We start from the raw sequence: 14,719 nt of genomic DNA on the forward strand, positions 1-14,719 counted from the left end.
TCCTTCATCAATGTGTGGCAATTTAGACTTGGGTTTCTAACCACGCCTGCATTGCAATATTTACTTGGTCTGGTGCAGTCAAATTCACCATATGACGCTCATTTTCAATCACAATAGCGGTGCCATTTCTCGCTTGGCTTGCCATTTGTATTGCCATTTCTGCTGTTGAATTTGGGTCATCTGTTCCAGTTAACACCAGTGCTGGACACTGAATTTTGCTCCAGTCATCTGCGTAAATTTGATCGCCATGTGCAAATGCCGCATATGCTGTGGTATATCCAGACAAGTCCACATTTTCTAACCAAGACTTGACTTTTCCAGCAGCAATTTGTTCTGCTTCACTGTTACCAAACCAGCGTTGTAGTGGTGTTTCAACGTCAATATGACCTGTTTTTAACTCTTCTGCACGATTCACGACAGCATCACGAGCTTGGCTGGTACGCTTGTATACACCGTTCAACACCGCCATTCGTTTGACTAAATCAGGACGAGTTGCACTTACGCCTGTCGTAATCAATGAACCCATCGAATGACCTGCCAAATTCACTGCACCTAAATTCAATGCTGTAATAAATTCGATCGCCCAATCAACAAATGCTTTTAAAGGTGCACCATCCGCAAGTTTTGTACTTTTTCCATGACCCGGCATATCCACCGAAATCACACGATAATGTTTCGAGAAATATTCGATTTGTGGATACCAAGCGGCTGCTTGCATACCTACACCATGGATGAGAACCAAAGGCTCTCCTTCTCCTTGCTCAAAATAATGAGCAATCCGACTATTTGACAGCTGCAGGGTTTTTGAGATCATGACCTAACTCTTCCAAATCTTGATAACGATCGCCAATACGATGATGTGGACGTCCACCTGTCGCTGCACCAATTACAATCACAATTTCATCGGCAGCAGGTGCATCTGGAATTGCAAATTGAAGAGTCAAATAATGAGAACGGCGGCCTTCATCATTTTTATCCATCATTGGAACAAGAATCGAAGCATTCGCTGGACCACGCGTATTATTAAAAGCGAGATAAGACTTAGCCCCGACCGCATTACGATATGTATTTCCAAAATGTAAGGTATGAATGAGGGCTGATGCATGCTCGAGCTCACCATTCAAACCTACGACCGCACTTTTACCAAATGCTTCTACCGCCTCACCTGAACCGACTTCATCAAGAATAAGTTGAGTTAAATGCTCACTTAGAATCGGAGCAATACGGCGAATATCAGGTGTTAGGTTTTCGACATAACCCTGACCAGCCCATGGGTTTTTGATCACAGCAGCAGCAGCCACCATTTTTAACGGTTTTGTTGCTTCTTTATCGCCATCGACATAAGTCGTTTCAACATGAAGAACTGTTTTACGGATTAGATTCATGGCATTTCCTTGCGAGTGAATTTATTTTTGCATTCGTATTATGGTATACCATAATACATAATGAAAAAAAAGCAAGAGTTTGGTATGCTAATTTTCAGCTAGAAACATGTAACAAAATTTTGACTTATTAAAATCAGGAAAGATTAATCATCTATGAATCTTAAAATTGAAAATCCACCTGTGACTTTACGCGAGCTTTGTTTGAATAAAGTACGTAATGCGATCATTACAGGATATTTCCCTTCTGGAAAAAGATTAGTCGAAAGAAGCTTGTGCGAAGAATTAGGAGTAAGTCGCTCTGTTGTACGTGAAGTCATTCGTTATTTAGAAGCAGAAGGTTTAGTTGAAATTCTGCCAAATAAAGGTCCAATTGTTTCATTATTGGATTGGGAAATTGCATCGCAAATTTATGAAATTCGACTATTACTCGAACAAAGTGCCGTTGCAGATTGCACCCAAAACCTAACTGCTCAAACAAAAGAAACGCTGAAAGTATTATTGATTGAACTTGAGCAAGCCTTTGCAGCAGATGATATTAATTTAATTATTTCTACCTCTTCAAAACTTTACGAAACTATTTTTACAACCGCAAAACATCATATTGCTTGGGAAGTGGTACAACGTTTGAATGGTCGGATTAGTCGTCTTCGTGCAATGACCATGAAATCGACGAAGCGAGAAATTTCTGGCTATCAACGTATTAAAAATATGTGCGAAGCAATTTATCTGCACCAAGATCCTGAAAAAGCAAAACAAGCCGTGGCTGAACATATTGCTGAAGCTGCTGCGGTTGCAAAAAATATTTTGAATGCTTAATGCCTCAATCTGTAACTAAAATGGTTTTTTTAATTTAGAAATAAAAGGATAAGGAAATGTCTGCTTACTGGATTGCACATGTCACCATTCACGATATGGAACAGTACAAAGAATACATGGCATTAGCTCCCTTAGCATTTGAAAAATATGGTGCTAAATTCCTTGCTAGAGGGGGAAAATCAATCTGTATGGAAGGTATACAGTTTCAACGCCATGTGATTATTGAATTCTCTGATTTGGCAACTGCACAAGCTTGTTATGATTCTGAGGAATATACTAAAGCAAGGCTTGCTCGTGAAAATTGTGCCGAAGTCATGATTAGTATTGTTGAAAGTCTAGATTGATCAAAGAAGAGAGATCGCCTCTCTTCTTTTTCTTATTCAACGATAAATTTGAAACAATGAATTTATTGAAATAAAAACTATTACATCACCGTAAAAATCAGGTTTATTTCTGTTTTCTACCATTGTAAGTGCACAATCAAGCCACCTGTTTCATGGTTATTTAGAACTAAGCGCATACCATGTAATTGAGCAATTTTAGATACTATTGCCAATCCTAATCCTGAAGCTCCCACATCACTTCCACCAACTTGGGTAAACCGATTGGTAACCTCACCTAAAAACTTTGGATCAATCCCCGTTCCAGCATCAACCACTTCAAAAATTATCATTTGAGCTTGCTTAAATAACTTTACTGAAATGACAGCATTATTTGGTGAGTGCCTTAGGGCATTATCAAATAAATTACGTAGCAACGAGAGTAAAAGCGCCGAGTCTCCATTGATAGTCACCTCTTCAACATCTAAGTGAAATTCAATATTTCTCTTAAATGCCAATGGCATGAGTTGAGCAATTGCCTCTCGAATTAAAGCTGAAAAAATAACAGTTGTGGTATGTACAGACATTTGCCCCGCTTCTAAACGGGCCAACAAAAGCATTTGTTCGACCACTTGCTGATTACGCTCTACACTTTCAGATAAACGCTGTAAAATCGTTTCTCTTGCATCAGGTTGGATAAGTGCTTGTTCAACTTGTAATTTAATCACAGTAAGTGGAGTTCTTAGTTCGTGCGCTGCATCAGCTAAAAAACGTTTTTCTCTTTCTAATGAAGAATCTACTCGATGGAATAGATCGTTTAACTCCGTTATCACGGGTTTCAATTCGTCGGGCGAATGAGGTAAATGTAACGCACTTAAATCATTAAAATCGCGTTGAGAAATTTTCTCACCTAATTCCACTAACGGTGCAAATGCTTTTTTAAGTTGAAGTTTTAATAAACATAAGGCTAAAAAAAGTGCAAAAATCAAACTGAGTAATAGACTAGCTTCGATATTGGTTGATAGCTCCTTTCGAATATCTAATCGCTCTGCAACAGCAAGCCAGCTCTTTTTGTTAGGCAGCCAAACGGTATAAACCATCCAATCATATTCCCCACCTTGAAATTGTGTTAATCCCTCTTTTAATGGTGCTAAAGCATGATTTGGGGCACTGGCCGAACGAAGGACTAAATCGCCCTCTTTACTCCATACCTGAATTGCGATCTTCTTTTCATACGCATGACCATTGAAGCGTTGATCGCCTGAACTAATATGTTCAAGTAATGTTTCATCAAGGCTTTTTTGCAAATCTATCCAATTTTGATGGGTCTGTTCTGAATCAATTAAACCCTTAATAATTCTGGTATTATCAATTAGAGTTGCGTCAAACAACTCATTTACTTCATGTTTTGTCGCAAGATAGCCTAAAATACTACTCAACACTAATGCGAGAATAAGTGCATATAAACTTGTTCTAACAACTTGTTGTTTTATCGATAATATTTTCTGCATTACAGTTCTACTTGAACTAAATATCCAACACCGCGAATGGTTCGAATAAACTCAGGAAATAGCTTTTTACGTAAATGATGGATATGCACCTCTAGCGCATTACTTTCTAATTCATCTTTATCTAATAATGCTGTTTCTAAACGATCACGGGTGATCACCTGTCCAATATGCTCCATCAGCAACTTCAGCAAACGATATTCTTGACGTGATAAGCTAATTTTTTGATTTAAATAAAAAACTTGATGTGAACTTGGATCTAAACAAACCTCACCAATTTTAATTTTGGTCTGCGCACGGCCACAACGTCGTCTAATTAAAACACGAACTCTTGCCAGTAATTCAGATAAGTCAAAAGGTTTTAAAACATAATCATCTGCACCAAGATCGAGACCAAAAACTCGGTCTTGAATCATGTCCCGTGCCGATAAAATCAGAACAGGCAAATCTTGTTGCATTTCCCGTAATTGAGCAAGTAACTCAAAACCAGAAATTTTAGGTAAACCAATATCCAAAATTATCAAGTCATAGCTTGAAGTTTGCAAGCAACTCATAACGCGTTCAGCATTCTTATGCCAATTTACCTCTGCACCTTGAGCTTGCAAAATTTCGGACAAAGACTCACCCAGCATAAGATCATCTTCAACTAAAAAAATACGTTGTCCACTTAGTCGATAATCCATGCTTGTCCCTCTGATTGTTCTGCTAAGAACCGTTTTGCACCTGCACCTTCTAACATTGCTAAGGTCGCTAACATGCCAGCTTGAATACAGGTTTGAGCATAAACGGTAATTGAACGCGGTGCATCTTTTACAGAGGCCCCTGTTAATGGATTTAAAATATGACTATAACGAACACCATCTTTGAACAAATACCTTTTGCTATCGCCGCTAGTCGCCATAGCCCCTGTATTTAAATCAAAATAGGCTTGAGCTTGATTGTTTTGTTCAGGTGTTTCTAAACCGATTCGCCATGCCAAACCTGATTTTCTTGGTCCTCTCGCTCTGAGATCCCCACCAAAATTGACTAAATAAGCTTGCTGACTTAATTGTTCAATAATGTCTGCACAACGATCCACTGCGTATTCTTTACCAATTCCACCAAAATCGAGCGACATTCCTTGAGGTAAGTAAATTTTTTTCTGAGATTGATTCCATTTTACTTTGTCCCAACCAATATGAGGCAAAAGCTGATTGATTTGCTCAATAGTTGGAACTTGCTCTGAACCATCAAAATGCCAAATTTTTCCAAGTACACCAGAGCTAATATCAAATTTTTTTCGGACAATTGATGTAAAATTTCAGAAAAATCAAATAATTTTGCTGTTTCTTCATCCACATCAAACCAACAGTCTGTATTGCGATGCAGAGCAGATAAAAAACTATCATCCCGATAACGGCTATATTTTTGTTCAATGCGTAAACATTCTGCATAAACAGCTTGTGCGATACGTGCTGCACTCGTCCAATCGGTATGATCTAATAAAACTTGGCAAGGGCTTGCCATCGCAGTAAAGCGAATTTGATGAAGCGCATCATTTTCTTGTATTAATTCTAATCTATGAGACATCATACTCAGGCTTAGTTTAAATCAGTATAAATTATGAAACCTACCACTCGAAAGTAATAGGTTTTAATAGCTTAGATTAAATTATTACCATTTAAAACTATAACCAAGTTGAACAAAGGTTGCCGATAAATCTGGTTGCAAAATTTGTCCTGCTAAGTTCCCACCAATCGGTTTTAGATCTTTAGCTTTCTGATCATATTGTTCGACGCGGAAGCTAAGCTCTCGGTCATTTGCAAGATTCATCCCAAACTTAACACCGTAGGTTGTTGCATCAAACGCACCCAAGCGGCTATCCGCCGATGCATACTGTACGGTCGGAACAGGTTCACCTTGAGCATCTAATTCAATACCATCACCCACTTTTAAGTAGCTATGATAGAAATCAGCAGCCGTTTGGGCATAGTAACGAACATGGGGTTCTACAAAATATTTCTCATTAACCGCATAACGATATTTTGCATCGAATGTGTGTGATTTAACACCCCAATCATCTGTGGTAAAACGATATGAGACATCGGCAACATCACCTCGATCAAACCCATATTTATATTCACCAAAGAAGCTATGACGTGTTCTTTTGTCTGGACGATTTTCAAATAAGTAGAAATTATTGCCTGCCGCAAAGTCCTGATCAGCAATTAAATTTCCGTTAGCATCGACTAGCGTCAAAATTTTATATGGGTCGTTTTGGTATCCATTACTCATCGATAATGAATAGTTGAATTGTACCAATGAATGACGATCAATTACTTGCGTTAAACCAAGTAAAACATCAGAAACATTCTTGCTCTTTGTACCTTGTTGTTTCTGTCCATCCAATTGTGGAGTTAGAGGTACAGGCGCACCACCAACCGCATCAATACTGTCATACTCAAATGCGCCACCCAATGACACAGTGGTATTTTTGTCATTAAAGTCTTTCGCAATGCTCGCATTTGCTCCGATTGATCTGAAATCGTATTCATTTGAGACATTTCCACCCACATTCAGCTTCATATCTGGTGCAATCGGTTGTTGCCAATTTGCGGATACTGCAACACGGGTATCATGAAATTCATCATCTAAGGGTAATTGGTTTGCCAGCGTTGGTTTCGCAGCATTACCTGATGGGCCTGTAAAAGTTTGTGGCACATTGGCTGATGTCGCACCGTTCGGTGAAGCACCTGTGAGTGAATCAATAACCACTTTTCCAGATAAAATATGTTGATCACCAAAGTCTTTTTCAAAGCGCAGACTCGGTTCGATAGCTTGAACACGACTGTCTGCCTCTTTATACATCAACACCGCAGTATCAACTTTCCAACCCGGCTCTACGATTTTAGATAAACTAAAAGGTGAAGTTGTACTTTCTTTGCTAGAAGTTGCTGTCGTTTCAGCATGTGCAACGTGACTACTTAATAAAACTGTTGAAGCCTGAGTCAAAGCAAGCGCAATGTGGCGTGCTGATTTTTTTGTTAATTGCATCCGCAACCTCCACCACCAAAACCACGACCGCCACTGGCTGCTTCTTTACTAAAATAAATATGTTCATCATAAGCTGCATCTAATGGTGCAGCATCTAATTGCATCGCTGGACGAGCCAAAATATCACGCTCCCAAGGCTTAACCCCTAAAGTTTGCATCTTTGTCGGCATATGACTACATGCGGATAACAACAGACTCGGCAATAAGATGCCTAGACTGCTTAATATCTTTAAACTAAGTTTCAAATTTCACCTCTGCTCTAAGTATTTTTTTTGGAGAGTAAGCGCACAATCTCAGCCTCATACTCGGCTTCTTTGGCCTTGAAGAAACCTTGATGTTTTGCTGCTGGCTGACCATCGCGGCCAAGAATGAATGTGGAAGGCATTCCTGGTACCTTAAATTGGCTGGCTAACTTTCCTTGTTGGTCTGATCTAATTTCAAAATTAGGCTGATATTGCTGAATAAACTTGAGCGCTAATGCAGGATCTTTGTCTACATTGATTCCGATGAAGACCAATCCATCTTTTCCATACTTGGCTTACATTTGTTTCATCCACGGAAAAGATTCTCGACAAGGGCCACACCAACTGGCCCAGAAGTCAATCACAACCACTTTCCCTGCATATTTCGACCAATTAATATCGCTCGCTGGCAACATTTTATTGTTCGCAGAAACTGCTGACGGTTCTGCTGCCTGAATTGTGCTGACACTCAAAGCACCACCACAACTCAGTAATGCTAAAACTGCAATTCGCCATTTTATTTTTGCTAACGTTTGTTTTTCCCAAGCCATCGACTGACTCCACATTTTCCTCAGCTCATAGACTAATGAAATGCAATCGGTCAAACATTAACACTTGCTTAAGACAATCCAGCAATGGCTTAAGCAAGTGTTAAGGCAAGTTGTGATTAACTTCAGTACGCTTCATCCATCAAAAAATGTACGTCCGTATAAATGAAATTAGGGGATGTCTGGATGAGACCGTTCTTCAATCCGATTCAAGATGTTTATAGATCTACACTGCATATTTTTATTGTTTTAATTTTAGGTTTTTTATCACTGCAAAGCGTGAATGCAGCTACACCTGATTTCTCGAAAGTTGTGGATACAACTCAAGATAGCTTTTTGCCTGTAGAACAAGCATTTTCATTAAAAGTACAACCAGATCAAAATCAAGCTGCACTAAATTTGAAATGGACGATTGCACCCAATTACAGTTTGTATCGAGATCGAATTCATGTAGAAGTCTTCACACCAAAAGATGTGACGATAGATACAAGCGAACTTGCTGGTCATATGGTATGGAAACAAGATCCTAATTTTGGACGTGTGGCTGTATTTCATGATGCTGCAACAATGAAAGTTGGTATTACCCATTTAGGTAGTAGCCAACCAGAAACAGTCCAAATCAAATTGCGTTACCAAGGTTGTGCTGATAGTGGCTTATGCTTTCCACCTGTAGATGAAGTACTCACCATTCATCCCAAAGGATTAAAATTGGTTTCTGCAACTAGTATTAAAAAGCTCAACACCACACTAGAAACCATAAGTCCTGTAAAAAATAAAGATGAAAATTACGATCTGAATAATGCCTCTAGTCTTGCTGCATTTTTAAATCATGCGAGTGTGCCACTTATTTTATTAACACTTTTAGTCTTAGGTGCAGGTCTTGCATTTACACCTTGTGTATTTCCGATGATGCCGATTCTTTCAGGTTTGATTGCGGGTGAAAAAAGTGAGCGATTAACAGGATGGAGAGGTTTTAAACTGTCCCTTGCTTATGTACTGGGTATGGCGGTGTGTTATGCCATCATGGGAACACTCATGGGGTATTTCGGTGCGAAAGCAAATCTTCAATTATGGCTACAATCACCAGCGGTACTTATCAGCTTTGCTATTTTATTTATTGTTTTGGCTTTCGGTATGTTTGGTGTATACACCCTACAACTCCCGCATTTTGTTCAAAACAAATTAGATCGATTTTCTCAACAACAAAAAGGTGGGCGCATTGGTTCGGTTGCACTGATGGGCGCACTTTCAGCACTTGTTGTTTCGCCCTGTGTTTCTGCGCCTTTAGCGGGTGTATTGGTCTATATCAGTGCCACTGGTGATGCTTTACTTGGTGGAATGGGATTATTTAGTTTAGGACTAGGTATGGGAATTCCATTAATTGTCCTAGGTACCACAAGTGCTAAATTATTGCCACGCTCTGGAAGCTGGATGGAGCAAATCAAGAGTATTTTTGGTGTTGGATTAATCGCTGTCGCAATTTGGTTACTATCTCGCGTTTGGACAGGAAGTGTAACGCTATGGATGTGGGGTGCCTTACTTGGAGGCTATGGGGTTTGGTTAGGTGCTTTTGAACAAGCAAAAAACCATAAAGATCGCTTAGTCAAAGCATTTGGTCTTGGGCTTAGCGTATTGGCGCTATTTTTATGGATCGGTGCTGCAACAGGCCAAGATGATCCATTACACCCACTTGCTGCTTTAAGCCATACGGCGGTATCACCCGATACCACTAAACCAGCGAATGTAGTCTTTGAAACAGTGAGCCAACCGCAAGCTTTACAAGCCTTATTAGATCAAGCCAAACAAAATAAACAGACTGTTGTAATCGATGTATCTGCCGATTGGTGCGCTGCTTGCCAAGTCATGGAACGTTCAACGTTTCGCGATAGCCGTGTGATTGAAGCATTTTCGAAATATAAAAGAATTCGTTTTGATATGAGCGAAAGCACTCAAGTACAAAAAGAATGGCTACAAGCCATGCATTTGTATGGCCCACCTGCACTCATTTTTATCGACAATAATGGTAATGAATTAAAAAGTTTACGCGTTCAAGGGGAAATTGAAGCAGATAAACTGATTGCACATCTTAAATAAATCATCCAAATCTAGGCATCTTGAATATCAGTTATTCTAGATGCCTTTGCATTTTCAATGCCTCACTATATTGGATCAATATGAGTGACAACATCTATGACATTATGATTTTTAAGGACTTCATTTCTCGCCTCTACTGCAATTCTATGTCCTTCTTTGACACTTTGTTCGCCACTGACTTCCAAATGAACATCGACAATAATCATGTCACCCATTTTACGTGTTCTGAGTTGATGCAGACCTAGTATCCCGTCTTTCTTCAACAAAGTTGCTTTGATCGCGGCTATTTCATCTTCGTTCGCCGACTTGTCCATCAAATCATGTAAGCCCGTCCAGCTAAACTCAAACCCCATTTTGGCAATCATTAAACCGACAATTAAGGCTGCGATTGGGTCAAGAATTGGATATCCTGCGAGATTACCTAAAATCCCTAAGGCAACAACAAAAGAAGATGCTGCATCTGAACGTGCATGCCAAGCATTTGCAATCAATAAACTTGATTTTACTTTTTTGGCAATAGCGAGCATATAACGGAACAAAAGTTCTTTGCATATCAAGGCTGTTATCGCAACCCAAAGCGCCATACTGTGAACTTTGGGAATCTGTTCAGGATGCAGTATCTTATGCGTAGCTGTCCATAACATGCCGATACCAACAATGAATAAGATCAGACCAAGTATAAAAGATGCTGCATTTTCAAAACGAAGATAACCATATGGATGTACATCATCAGGTGCTTTTTGGCTATGACGGTTCGCCACCAATACAATAAAATCCGCAACTAAATCACTTAAAGTATGAATACCATCTGCAACTAGACCTTGTGATTTTGAAAAAATACCAATCAATATCTGTCCAATCGACAAAAAGATATTAACAACAACACTTATCCACGTTGATTTGGAAGCAGCTTTTGCTCTCGACTCAAGATCAATATTTGATTCAATCATAATCTTTTAAGCTCTTGGTTCATTTTTTAAAATAAAGCATACTTTTCAAAACATTATCTTTAAATACATAATGATGAATTAAGGCAGCTAATGCATGTAAACCTATAAGCACCATGAAAAAATTTCCAAGAAATTCATGAGTTTCACCAATTATTTCTACGTCCCATGAATTACTTATTAAAGGTAAATTGACTCCAAACAACTGATAACTTTCGGTTAATCCAGATAAAGTAAACCAACCCAAAACAGGAATTAAAAATAACAATGAATAAAGTGTATGTTTCACCATTAAAAATAATGTTTTCTGATATTTACTCATAGACTTATTGTGTGGGAGATCTTTTTTATAAATAGAAATCATTATAATTCTGATAAAAAATAACAGAAATACTGAGACTCCAGCAAAAACATGCAGTTCCCCACTTTTTAGATGCACTGTTGGATCTCCACCAGTGATATAAGCAAGTACGACAAGAAGAAACGTTAACCAATGCACTGTCATTACAGGAAAAGGATATTTATTTTTCATACCACCCCGACATTAAAATTCATATTTCAAAATATATAAAAATATTCTATTACATTATAAAAGTGATCTTAAATTTAAATTAATTTTTTAAAAAAATTTTAAATATCAAAAACTAAAAATAAATATCATTTAATACTAAATAAAAGCAATCATTCTCAATTTCATTCATTATAAATTCATGAGAAAATACAATTCTAATTATTTCCATGTTTAATCGGAAAGTATTTTATGCAAAAATTTAGCATAAAATACTTAGGTATCTGTGAATTATAAAATTGGCTTAATCCGCCCAAATAATGCTATTAAGTGAATCAATACAAAATTACAACCATTCACTCGTATCATCGGCGACTGCTGTACCATGAATGATATGCATAATCATGGCATAGGCAATGCTGCCTTTAAATGGGATTTCTGGAAGTTGATCAAATTTAAAAAACTGCGCATCACTAATCTCATCTTGCTGTAATTCAATTTGACCCGCGTGATAATCTGCTTTAAATGCAACCATCAAATTGCTTGGAAATGGCCAAGGCTGACTTGCCAAATATTTTATATTTTTAATGTGTAGACCTACTTCCTCAAGTGTCTCACGTCGAACAGCATCTTCTAATGTTTCCCCTACCTCAACAAAACCCGCGATCAAACTATACATTTGCGTTTTATTTCGTGCATTTTTTGCGAGTAGTATTTCATCATCACCACGTGTAATAATCGTAATGACACATGGATTAACTTTTGGATATTGTGTATAGCCACAACTTGAGCAAACCATCGCAAACTGCTCAATGCTCTGGGTAGTTTTAGTTCCGCATCGACCACAAAACTGATGATTACGTCGCCATTCAAGTAGTTGAACAGCTCGACTTGCTTGCTCAAATTGCGTCTTATTCCAAAACTGTACTAATTGACGAATCGGTACAAAATCGAATCCTTCAGGAATCGTTTCATTTTCACATAAATCTCGAGCAATCACTTTATGATCACTTGATAACGCCAGATCATTATGCAATCTTTCGACTTGAGGAAGTTGGAAATCTTGATCCACTAAAAGCTGCTGTTGTTGAAAAATATAAGCAATTGATAAATTAGACATTACTTTACCTTAGTGATATACAATTGATCTATATAAATAAAATCTATGCCGTAGAATTGGTTATGAATGAAAGCTTATAATTTGTCACTGAACTTATTCAATGATGTTTATATTGGCGTGAGCAGTAACCACGAGACACTTCAGGCGAACGCAATTGCAAATGTTTTGTCTTCCTTCCACTTACTCTCTTCCGCCAAAGCTTAAAGCTATTGGTTTGTAAATGAAGCCGCATAAGTCGGATTACAGCTGATTCATTCAAACCATATTCACGAGAGATCGCTTCAAATGGGGTTCTGTCTTCCCAAGCCATTTCAATAATTCTAGATATATCACCATCAAGATATTGAGCTGTCTGAATCACTAAATCATCCTTACTTTTAGAATTAAACTCAAAAATTCATGCAATAGATGACTATCAATCATCTGTTATCAGAATTTAAATATTTGGATGATATTAAGATGTTGTAGATGAAAAATTTGTGATTTTTTAAGATAAAGTAATATAAGGAAATGATCTAAACAAGGGAGAAATTTAATCTCCCTTAAAACATAAGTGATTGATCTACAATTTTATATAATTCGTTTTATACGAGAGCAGTCTTTTTAGGATGTAACCTTGCTTAGGCTACTCAGAGATCAAAATTTTTTGACTTAAACAAACCATCGTAAACGGAACAGAATATTTACAGTATTGGATAATTAAAGTTAACCAGATTAAAAAAAGCTACATCTGGAAATGTGGCGAAAGGTGTAACTATACTTGTACGGCTTTAGCGTATTTTTAAGTTAACTGAATTAGCTTAAATCAAACTGAATTTATCAAACTCAAGAAAGTTCTCTGATCAGTAATGATCATATTAAGTAATAAGACATCTACGTTTTATATAGGATGCAATGGGGTTAAATTAGAGCAGAAAAAAGAAAGACACTGGTTACTAAGCCAAGAAAGCACTCGTCATCTTGGTCGGCTATTCAGACAGTACAATTCAGTACTAGTCTCACGAATTAGTTTTAAAATTTACTGTGAGATTAATGTCCTAGGCTGTAACATAAAACTACTACAGCAAGCAGCGAAACGATTATATCAAAAATTTGTCTACCACATTCATCACATTGGTTTAGATAAAATTTTATGTATTCAAAGTCGGATTCAAAGAACAATGACAGACCAATGTTACGTCAATATTCTTGTTTAAGCTAAACCAAATGCAGAAATTAATTCAATATTGATTTAAGTCTATTTCGCGATAGATACGAAAAGGATTCAATTCAACTTATCACCATTGCCGATGATCTGCTTGATAAACGCTTTGAACTATTCGCTAAAAGCAACAACCGTACTGATATCAATTTCAAGGAATGGAAAGGATTTTTTAAACATATACTCTATGCTTTGAATCATTACTACTGTGAATCAGAGCATATAAAATCATCATTTACCACAACTTTGCTATAAGTTGAAAACAATTACTAAATCAAGTTTCCAGTCAACCAACGAAATTTCAAACTTGGCAATTTCAAATTCCCAAGTAGTCCTCTAGACTCCTATCAAATGTAATTAAATCCAAAGTTTGATGAGGTATAGATTGAGGGATAAAACCACAGATAAAAAAAGCCCTTGTAATAACAAGGGCTTTTTTAATATTTGGCGGAAGCGGTGAGATTCGAACTCACGGAGGACTCACACCCTCGTCGGTTTTCAAGACCGGTGCATTAAACCGCTCTGCCACGCTTCCAATGGCGGCTATCATATAAATAAAAATTAGAATTGGCAAATCTTTTATTCAAAATAATCAATCAAATGCTCAAAATAAAATCAAAACAGTAAAAATTTAAGCATTTTCAGATTTTTCATAGCAAATTGAGTTGATATACCACACTTTTTTTCCTAATGGAGTAATGACTTCCACCTCATCATCCACCTGTTTACTTAACAGTGCCCGCGCCATAGGAGATTCAATTGAGATATGCTGAGGATGATGGTCGTAGATTTCATCCACCCCCACGATACGCAAGGTTTTCTGTTCACCATCATCATTCTCGATTTCAACCCAGGCACCAAAATAGACTTTTCCCTCCTGCTCAGGCACAAAGTCAACAATTTTCAACTCCTCTAAACGCTTACCCAAATAACGAACACGACGATCTATCTTCCTAAGTAATTGTTTATTATATTGATATTATAACCCCACCTTAAA

Annotated in this window: 13 protein-coding genes, 1 tRNA gene and 3 pseudogenes; 3 read left to right on the top strand and 14 right to left on the bottom strand. The window is 37.6% G+C overall.

The features are described from left to right. Positions 1 to 22 precede the first annotated feature (22 nt). Positions 23 to 814, bottom strand: a complete 792-nt coding sequence (locus NO346_RS10790; protein WP_087546623.1) for an alpha/beta fold hydrolase — start codon at positions 812 to 814, stop codon at positions 23 to 25. Next, positions 783 to 1,385, bottom strand: a complete 603-nt coding sequence (locus tag NO346_RS10795; RefSeq protein WP_256415163.1) for an amino acid synthesis family protein — start codon at positions 1,383 to 1,385, stop codon at positions 783 to 785. Before NO346_RS10795 ends, NO346_RS10790 begins: the two co-directional genes overlap by 32 nt. A gap of 153 nt (positions 1,386 to 1,538) precedes the next feature. Here NO346_RS10795 and NO346_RS10800 point away from each other — a divergent pair, with 153 nt between their 5' ends. Both NO346_RS10800 and NO346_RS10805 read left to right on the top strand, forming a co-directional pair. Further along, a complete protein-coding gene (locus NO346_RS10800; RefSeq protein ID WP_256415164.1) occupies positions 1,539 to 2,201 on the top strand; it encodes a GntR family transcriptional regulator in 663 nt (220 codons plus the stop codon). 56 nt (positions 2,202 to 2,257) lie between these two features. Then, positions 2,258 to 2,545, top strand: coding sequence for a DUF1330 domain-containing protein (locus tag NO346_RS10805; protein ID WP_050041607.1), 288 nt, complete (start codon positions 2,258 to 2,260; stop codon positions 2,543 to 2,545). Positions 2,546 to 2,661: 116 nt separating this feature from the next. Here NO346_RS10805 and NO346_RS10810 read toward each other — a convergent pair whose 3' ends face one another. The 6 genes and pseudogenes from NO346_RS10810 to NO346_RS10840 all read right to left on the bottom strand — a co-directional run bounded on the left by NO346_RS10810 (position 2,662) and on the right by NO346_RS10840 (position 7,870). After that, positions 2,662 to 4,032, bottom strand: coding sequence for an ATP-binding protein (locus NO346_RS10810; RefSeq protein ID WP_005214970.1), 1,371 nt, complete (start codon positions 4,030 to 4,032; stop codon positions 2,662 to 2,664). Continuing rightward, on the bottom strand, positions 4,032 to 4,712 hold the full coding sequence (locus NO346_RS10815) for a response regulator (RefSeq protein WP_256415165.1): 681 nt from the start codon (positions 4,710 to 4,712) through the stop codon (positions 4,032 to 4,034). Before NO346_RS10815 ends, NO346_RS10810 begins: the two co-directional genes overlap by 1 nt. Next, positions 4,697 to 5,601, bottom strand: a pseudogene (locus tag NO346_RS14955) (FAD:protein FMN transferase). Before NO346_RS14955 ends, NO346_RS10815 begins: the two are co-directional and overlap by 16 nt. A gap of 81 nt (positions 5,602 to 5,682) precedes the next feature. Next, on the bottom strand, positions 5,683 to 7,062 hold the full coding sequence (locus NO346_RS10830) for a DUF3570 domain-containing protein (protein ID WP_256415167.1): 1,380 nt from the start codon (positions 7,060 to 7,062) through the stop codon (positions 5,683 to 5,685). Further along, positions 7,053 to 7,307 carry a DUF4266 domain-containing protein gene (locus tag NO346_RS10835; protein WP_004660946.1) on the bottom strand — a complete coding sequence of 85 codons (255 nt, stop codon included), beginning with the start codon at positions 7,305 to 7,307 and terminating at the stop codon, positions 7,053 to 7,055. Before NO346_RS10835 ends, NO346_RS10830 begins: the two co-directional genes overlap by 10 nt. A 14-nt stretch (positions 7,308 to 7,321) precedes the next feature. Next, positions 7,322 to 7,870, bottom strand: a pseudogene (locus tag NO346_RS10840) (TlpA family protein disulfide reductase). A 168-nt stretch (positions 7,871 to 8,038) separates the two neighbouring features. Between NO346_RS10840 and dsbD the strand changes: the two are divergent. Next, positions 8,039 to 9,946 (top strand): protein-disulfide reductase DsbD, encoded by a 1,908-nt coding sequence (dsbD, locus tag NO346_RS10845; protein WP_256415168.1) that lies wholly within the window; start codon positions 8,039 to 8,041, stop codon positions 9,944 to 9,946. A 65-nt stretch (positions 9,947 to 10,011) separates the two neighbouring features. Here the strand turns inward: dsbD and NO346_RS10850 are convergent, their stop codons facing one another. From NO346_RS10850 to NO346_RS10875, 6 genes and pseudogenes are all read right to left on the bottom strand, one after another. Continuing rightward, entirely contained in the window at positions 10,012 to 10,896 is an 885-nt protein-coding gene (locus tag NO346_RS10850; protein WP_256415169.1) for a cation diffusion facilitator family transporter, read from the bottom strand. Between the two features lie 19 nt (positions 10,897 to 10,915). After that, positions 10,916 to 11,425 carry a cytochrome b gene (locus NO346_RS10855; protein ID WP_250748186.1) on the bottom strand — a complete coding sequence of 170 codons (510 nt, stop codon included), beginning with the start codon at positions 11,423 to 11,425 and terminating at the stop codon, positions 10,916 to 10,918. Positions 11,426 to 11,747: 322 nt separating this feature from the next. Further along, positions 11,748 to 12,521, bottom strand: a complete 774-nt coding sequence (nudC, locus tag NO346_RS10860; protein ID WP_256415170.1) for an NAD(+) diphosphatase — start codon at positions 12,519 to 12,521, stop codon at positions 11,748 to 11,750. 97 nt (positions 12,522 to 12,618) lie between these two features. Continuing rightward, positions 12,619 to 12,831: a TIGR03643 family protein gene (locus NO346_RS10865; protein ID WP_046738190.1), complete on the bottom strand. Its 213-nt coding sequence runs from the start codon at positions 12,829 to 12,831 to the stop codon at positions 12,619 to 12,621. Positions 12,832 to 14,167: 1,336 nt separating this feature from the next. Next, positions 14,168 to 14,257, bottom strand: a tRNA-Ser gene (locus NO346_RS10870). A 96-nt stretch (positions 14,258 to 14,353) separates the two neighbouring features. Then, a pseudogene (locus tag NO346_RS10875) lies at positions 14,354 to 14,701 on the bottom strand (GreA/GreB family elongation factor); the annotation flags it as partial. Positions 14,702 to 14,719: the final 18 nt, after the last annotated feature.

The organism is Acinetobacter sp. 5862, assembly GCF_024494585.1.
GTDB lineage: Bacteria > Pseudomonadota > Gammaproteobacteria > Pseudomonadales > Moraxellaceae > Acinetobacter.